The sequence below is a fragment of the Komagataeibacter xylinus genome, assembly GCF_004302915.1.
Taxonomy (GTDB): domain Bacteria; phylum Pseudomonadota; class Alphaproteobacteria; order Acetobacterales; family Acetobacteraceae; genus Komagataeibacter; species Komagataeibacter xylinus_C.
In genome coordinates this window covers 227,470-233,787 of record NZ_QQBI01000002.1, presented here as the reverse complement: position 1 = coordinate 233,787, position 6,318 = coordinate 227,470, and the positions used below count along the sequence as shown (strand labels likewise).

4 protein-coding genes are annotated in these 6,318 nt (G+C 63.4%); 1 reads left to right on the top strand and 3 read right to left on the bottom strand.

The window, feature by feature from the left end:
• Positions 1-121: 121 nt before the first annotated feature.
• The 3 genes from DV027_RS02735 to DV027_RS02725 form a co-directional block, all read right to left on the bottom strand.
• Positions 122-1,072, bottom strand: a complete 951-nt coding sequence (locus DV027_RS02735) for a helix-turn-helix domain-containing protein (RefSeq protein WP_130730413.1) — start codon at positions 1,070-1,072, stop codon at positions 122-124.
• Between the two features lie 151 nt (positions 1,073-1,223).
• Positions 1,224-2,078 carry a transporter gene (locus tag DV027_RS02730; RefSeq protein ID WP_408884445.1) on the bottom strand — a complete coding sequence of 285 codons (855 nt, stop codon included), beginning with the start codon at positions 2,076-2,078 and terminating at the stop codon, positions 1,224-1,226.
• Positions 2,079-2,181: 103 nt separating this feature from the next.
• Complete coding sequence (locus tag DV027_RS02725; protein ID WP_130730411.1) at positions 2,182-4,641, bottom strand: membrane-bound PQQ-dependent dehydrogenase, glucose/quinate/shikimate family; 2,460 nt, start codon at positions 4,639-4,641, stop codon at positions 2,182-2,184.
• Between the two features lie 474 nt (positions 4,642-5,115).
• Between DV027_RS02725 and DV027_RS02720 the strand changes: the two genes are divergently transcribed.
• Positions 5,116-6,312, top strand: coding sequence for an MFS transporter (locus DV027_RS02720; protein WP_130730410.1), 1,197 nt, complete (start codon positions 5,116-5,118; stop codon positions 6,310-6,312).
• The last annotated feature ends 6 nt before the right edge of the window (positions 6,313-6,318 follow it).

The window sequence follows — 6,318 nt, the reverse complement described above, 5'->3', positions numbered from 1 at the left end:
ATCGCAACCGCTACACGTCCCATTCGATTACCCCTGCCATCAGGATAATCATATAAACTTCTCGATCAGGACACTAGAGCATTTTACCAGTTCGAATGTGTCCATTCAGACTGGATCTGCCCTAGCGCACGCCCAGGGCCTTCATCTTGCGGTAGAGCGTGGCCCGGCCAATGCCAAGATGCCGCGCGGTGGCCGTCACATTGCCCTGCGCGAGTGCGAGCGCCGAGCGGATGACGTTTTCCTCCGCCTTGCGAAAGCTCACCCGGTCCTCCGCCTCAAGCCGGTGCACCAGGTTGGGGTGGGTGCGGATCATGTCATCCGTCCAGCCGGTCAGGATGCGGGCGGCATGGGTGGCCCCGGTGACTTCGCCCTCGGCATTGATGGCGACAAGCGGGGCCGAGCACCCTTCGGCCACGCCCAGCGTCAGCACGCGCGCGCCCGCGTGGTATTCACGAAAAAGCTGCTCCTCGATCCGGCGGCCTGATTGCAAAAGGGTGTCGAGCACGAGCGGGGCGAGCCTGCGCGACGTGTCACCATTGAAGGCTGCAAGGTTGATCGCCCCCGCGACCTGACCGTGCGCGTTGAAGATCGGCACGGCATAGCTTGCCAGCAGCGAGAAGCAGAAGCGCCAGTGCTCACCCTCCCCCAGGAAAACGGGGCAGCCATCCTGCACCGCCGTGCCGATGCCGTTGGTGCCTGCCATGTGTTCGCTCCAGATCGCCCCCTCGCGCAGGGCAAGCCTACGGCACAGGCCCATATGGGCTTCGTCTATGTTGCGGGCGAGGATGGTGGCGTCAGGGTCGGCAAGCAGCACCATGAAGTCGAGCCCCTGCACAAGGCCGAACAGGCGCTGCATCTCGGGCATGGCGATACGGAGCAGGCTGGCGGAGCGGGTGCTGACATGCCGCAGTTCCGCGCCCGAAAGCACATCGGCCTGCCACCCCTGCGCAGGGTCGAGATTATAGGATGAAACGCAGCGCTGCCACGACCGGGCCACCTCGGTTGCACCAGGGGCGCGCTGGGGCTGGCCCGTGGGGGGCGGCTGGGCGGGGTTATGGCAATGCGGTTTCATTTCTCCCTGCCCCTGGATGTCGGGCTGCGTGCGGCATGGCTGCCGTAATGGCCTGTCTGGCTATGAGTGTATATATCTGTCGTCCGTCATTGCACATGACATAAAATGAACGCGTGGCACCGTGCAGCCTGCCCGCGCCGGATGGTGCGGGCTACCAGAGATAGACGACTTTCACGTAATAGGCATTACTTTCGGGTATGTTCCGCCCATCAACAGAATGCGAGTAACGTGTCGTAAAGGAGAAGTGCTTGGAAATATTGAGCATGGCACCTGCGCCCAGCGTTATTTCACGGCTGTTTGAATCATCCATGTACTGGCTTGCGGTCCGGTCGTAGGTGCCTTTCACGTTCTGCCAGTCCAGCGCGAAGAAGGGCTCGAACAGTTTTGTCGCCTTCCAGCTGAAGCGCAGGTTGGTATAGAACACCACGCCGGGTGAATAGGTATGCCCGCCCTTGACGTGCTTGGCTGCCCCCGCCACGGTGCCGGCATCGCCATCGAAGCTGAAATGCTTCCATTCATAATCGAAAATGAAGCTCGAGATGTTCGACCAGTAATCGGGCGAGGTCGCATCACGAGTGCCAACGGCCGTCTGCATGAAGGTCTGGATGCCGAACGTGCTGTGCCTGTTGGGCTTGAACCACGCGGCGGGGCCGACAATGGTGGGGCCAAGGCCGCCGTAATTCGTGCCATCCGCCAGGCTGTAGCTCTCGGTCTGGATCAGCTCGAAGGCGAAGCCCACGTGGGGAATGGCGTCAAAACTGCGGAAATGGACATATTTGGTCATGCCCGCCCAGGTATGGCTGCCGCCTTCTGGCTTGCGCTGCCCCAGGCTGTTGTAGGAGTGGCCCGCCGCATTGCCATCGCCATACTGCACCAGCACGTTGAAGGGCTTGAAGTCGACGGGCAGGTCATATTCGTGGGGGCCGATGATCCCGAGGGTGACGTCTGCGCCGTGGGCCTTTGGCGTAAGGAACAGCACGGCCGAAGGAAGGGCAAGGCGCAGCATGGCATGGAGCCATGCCGATCTTCTGGTCAGACGCATGGGAGGGGCTTCCCTGATGAAAAGCAGGCATCCGGCGCAGACCGGATACCTGCACGGTTATTGTTTTTTATTGGGCTGCAGTACCAGCCTGCGCCCCATCGAGCGTGTAGGCGATGATGTAATCGCCACTCCGGGTGCCCAGGCCACCATGGCCGCCAGCCGCAATCAGGACATACTGTTTGCCACCAACCTCATACGACATGGGGGTTGCCTGGCCGCCCGCGGGCAGGCGGTCGGTCCAGAGCACGTTGCCGGTCGCGAGATCGAAGGCGCGCAGGTAATCATCCGCCGTGGCCCCCATGAAGACAACGCCACCCCGGGTCACAATATTGCCACCGACGTTATACATGCCGGTTGGCAGCGGGATGTTGTTATGGGTGCGGAACGGACCCGTATCACGCGTGGTGCCAACAGGGTGCTGCCACACGATCTTTCTGGTCACGAGGTCGATCGCGCTCAGCGTGCCCCAGACCGGGCCCTTGCACGGAATCTGCAGCGGGTTCAGCCACGGGTTGGTTAGCGCGATGTAAGGCGTGCCGTAATCGGGCGAGACGGAAAGCGCATCGCCCTTGGCGGCAGGCTCCTCGCCCTTGCCATCCCATTTGGGCAGCGTGCCGTTGCCTTCCAGCTTCTGGCGGTGGTCGAGCCTGATGCGGAAGGGCAGGTAGCTCGCATTGGCCAGCATGATCTTGCGCTGCGGGTCGATGGTGATGCCCTGCCAGTCAACCACGCCATAGAAGGCTGGGTAGACCACCGTGGTCTGGCCTACATGCGGTGGCGTGAACTGCCCCTCATAGGCGGACTGGCGGTACTCGATGCGGCACAGCATCTGGTCGAGCAGGGTGGCGCCCCACATGTCGCTTTCCTTCAGGTTCGGCGGCGTGAGCGTGGGCATGGCCGCCGGGAAGGGCTGCGTGGGGGAGGCATGGTCGTCAGGCGCAACACCCGCGGTCGGCACGGGGCGTTCCTCCACCGGGTAGCCGGGCACGGTCTCGCCGGTGCGGCGGTCAAGCACGAAAAACTCGCCGCGCTTGGTGCTCTGCACCAGGGCGGGAATGGTCTCGCCATTGGGGCCGGGCAGGTCAACCATTGACGGGCCGGAGGGGATGTCCATGTCCCACAGGTCGTGGTGCACGGTCTGGTAGGTCCAGCGGCGCTCGCCGGTTACGATGTCCAGCGCGATGGTGGCCGAGGAGGTCGCATCATCAAACGGGCGGCGCGTGCCACCCCAGTTATCCGGCGGGGAGTTGCCGGTGGGAATGTAGACCATGCCAAGGTTGAGGTCGGCGGTGTATACGCCCCAGGCATTGGGTGTGTCGCGGGTCAGGACTTCATCGGAGTTGGGCTTCCAGGTTTCGGGGGTATGGCCCGCATCCCATGCCCAGGCCAGCGCGCCGGTGGTCGCGTCAAAGCCGCGGATCGCGCCGGACGGCTCGAAATTGGCCTGGTTGTCAAACACCCAGCCCCCCGTAATCAGGCGGTTCTTGGCCACCAGCGGCGGCGAGGTGACGAAGTGGAAGCCATGCGGCACGTGGCCAAGATATTCACGCAGGGAAATGAAGCCGTGATCGCCAAAATCATCGCACGGCTTGCCGGTTTCGGCATCGAGCGCCACCATGCGCACATCCGCCACGGGGGAGTAGATGCGGGTGCGGCAGCTTGTCTGGATCTCGTCGGGGATGCGGTAATACGACACGCCACGGCAGGCGAGATAGACGTTCTTGGCCAGGTCGGCGGTATCGGGGTGGGGGTCGAACTTCCACTTCACCTTGCCGGTGGCCGCATCCATCGCAATCACCCAGCTATGGGGGGTGCACATGTATAGCGTGTTGTCGACCTTGATGGGGGTGACCTCCAGGTTGAATTCATGGCCCTGGTCGGGACCGGCCACGGTGCCTTCGCCCGCCTGCTGCACGTCACCCGTGCGGGTCAGCCAGGCGCGCTTGAGCCTGCCCACGTTGGCGGGCGTGATCTGGCCCAGCGGGGAGTAGCGATCGCCTGCCGCCGTGCGGCCATAGGCCTGCCAGTCGCCATCGGGCATGCTCTCGGCAGCCGATTCCGGCTGGCCCTGGGCGGCCATGCGATCAGCGGGGACCGTGCCATCAATGGAATAGGACGAAAAGCAGCTGATGAGCAGCACAAGGCACGATACGCCAACCGCGCCGAGCAGGGCCTTCTTGTCAGCCAGCCAGCTCTCATGCGCGCGCCACACCTGCGGCAGCAGCAGCCACACGCCAATACCCACCAGCGTCATCAGCCGGACCTCGAGGCCCCAGATGTTGAAGCCGGTCTCGACCAGCGCCCAGATGGTGGCCACCACCAGCAGGGCGGCATACAGGCTGCTTGCCAGCCCGGGCTGCTTCAGCCCCAGCACTGCGGCGGCGAGCAGGACGCAGCCGGTCAGCACATAGAACCATGAGCCGCCCAGCAGGAGCAGCTGGGCCCCGCCAAAGAATAGAAAAAGCCCGATCAGGGCCAGCAAGACGGAGGTTATGATGGATAATAACCTCTTGGTAGTTTCTCGCATGCCGCGTTTCTTTCCATAGTTTTCCAAAGCTGGGCTGCGTATGCAGGTTTGGGGTTGCCTGCTGCGCCCAGCCAGAACCTGCTGTTCAGCATGAGGGGGGCGAAAAATGCCATGCCCTACCGCGCGGGCTTCACGTAGCTGTGTCCGGGCAGGGCGCAACTGTCTCATAATCGAGACGGGTTTCTTGCCGTATTGTCATGATAAAGCCCGAAAGCCGTGAGGGACGCCGGGTCCGTATGGTCAGGCTGGCCGTGGCAGGGCAGGGGATGATCGGGTCTTGCCAGGTGGCATTCGGGCCGTGGGGCATGGCCGGTGCGGCGCTTGCCTGTTCAATAGACGTTATGCACGTTTTTCTATGAACGGGAGTCTGTACTACCTTGGCATGATAGACACTTCCACTACAGTGCGGGAAGTGCCAGAACGCCCACAAGTGAAGCGACATGATGTTGTGTCGTTATATTTCTGCAGGCAATCATGCTTTTCAAAACCCTCCCGGCTGAAGCCGTCATTGGTCTTTGCGCCCTGTTTGCATGTACTTTCACGGCCCTGACAACCGAGGTGGCGCCTGTCGGCATCCTGATCGACATGGCCCGCGGCTTTCACATCCCCGAGGGTGAGGCCGGGCTTGCCGTCAGCGCCTTTGCCCTGATGGTGGCGGTATGCGCCGTGCCGCTGACCATCATGACCGCGCATATCGACCGCAAGCGACTTGTACTGGTGTCGCTGCTGGGCTATGTGGTGTCGAACGTGGTGGTGGCGGCCGCGCCAAGCTTTGTCATCCTGTGCGCGGGCCGCCTGATCGGGGGCGTTGCGCATGCGCTGCTCATGTCGATTGCCTCCGCCTATGCCGCGCGGCTGGTTCCGGCCAAGATGACCGGGCGGGCCATTTCATTCGTTTATGGCGGCACGTCGCTTGGCGCGGTTCTGGGCGTGCCCGGTGCTGCGGCCATCGGGCATCTGGCAGGCTGGCGGATGGCGATGTACGTCATGGCGGGCCTGTCCGTTATCCTGACGCTGTGCATCGCCTTCTTCCTGCCGCCGGTCACGACACCGGTGCAGGTCAGGAACGGACTGCCCTCGGCGGGGCCCAGCCGGGCCATGCGCATTTTCCTGGTCGTGATCGCGGTCAATGCCATCCTCTTCTTCGCCCATAACCTGCTTTACACCTATGTCACGCCCCTGCTGCTCGACCACGGGCTGGCGACGGGCAGCCTGAGCATCGCCCTGCTGCTGACCGGCAGCGTGAGCATCGTGGGCCTGTGGGGGGCTGGGCTGTTTGTCGATACCCGGCCCGCAACGGGCCTGCTGGGCGGTGGGGGCGCCATGCTGATCGGCATGGGGCTGATGTACGGGCATATCCTGTCAGGCTGGGCGGCGGTGGCGCCGGTCGGGCTGTGGTGCATGGGGTATTCGGCGGTCATTCCCTGCGTCATGTCAGGTGCGATCCGCGCGCGGGCCACACGGCCCGACGTGGCTGGCGCCGGGATCAATGCCGCGAGCAATGTGGGCATTCTCATGGGGTCCGCCGTGGGCGGGCAGGTGCTGACTGCTGCGGGCTTCGGGGTGCTCACGCCCATGGCCATCATCACGGTGGTGGTGGGGATGGCTGTGGCCATGGCCAATCCCCGCGCCTTTCCCCACCGTCTGGTCGATACGGACCATGAGGATTGAGGGCAG

Coding starts and splice junctions, on each gene's coding strand:
- DV027_RS02735 (WP_130730413.1), bottom strand. CDS start 1,072: ATGAAACCGCATTGCCATAACCCCGCCCAGCCGCCCCCCACGGGCCAG.
- DV027_RS02730 (WP_408884445.1), bottom strand. CDS start 2,078: ATGCTGCGCCTTGCCCTTCCTTCGGCCGTGCTGTTCCTTACGCCAAAG.
- DV027_RS02725 (WP_130730411.1), bottom strand. CDS start 4,641: ATGCGAGAAACTACCAAGAGGTTATTATCCATCATAACCTCCGTCTTG.
- DV027_RS02720 (WP_130730410.1), top strand. CDS start 5,116: ATGCTTTTCAAAACCCTCCCGGCTGAAGCCGTCATTGGTCTTTGCGCC.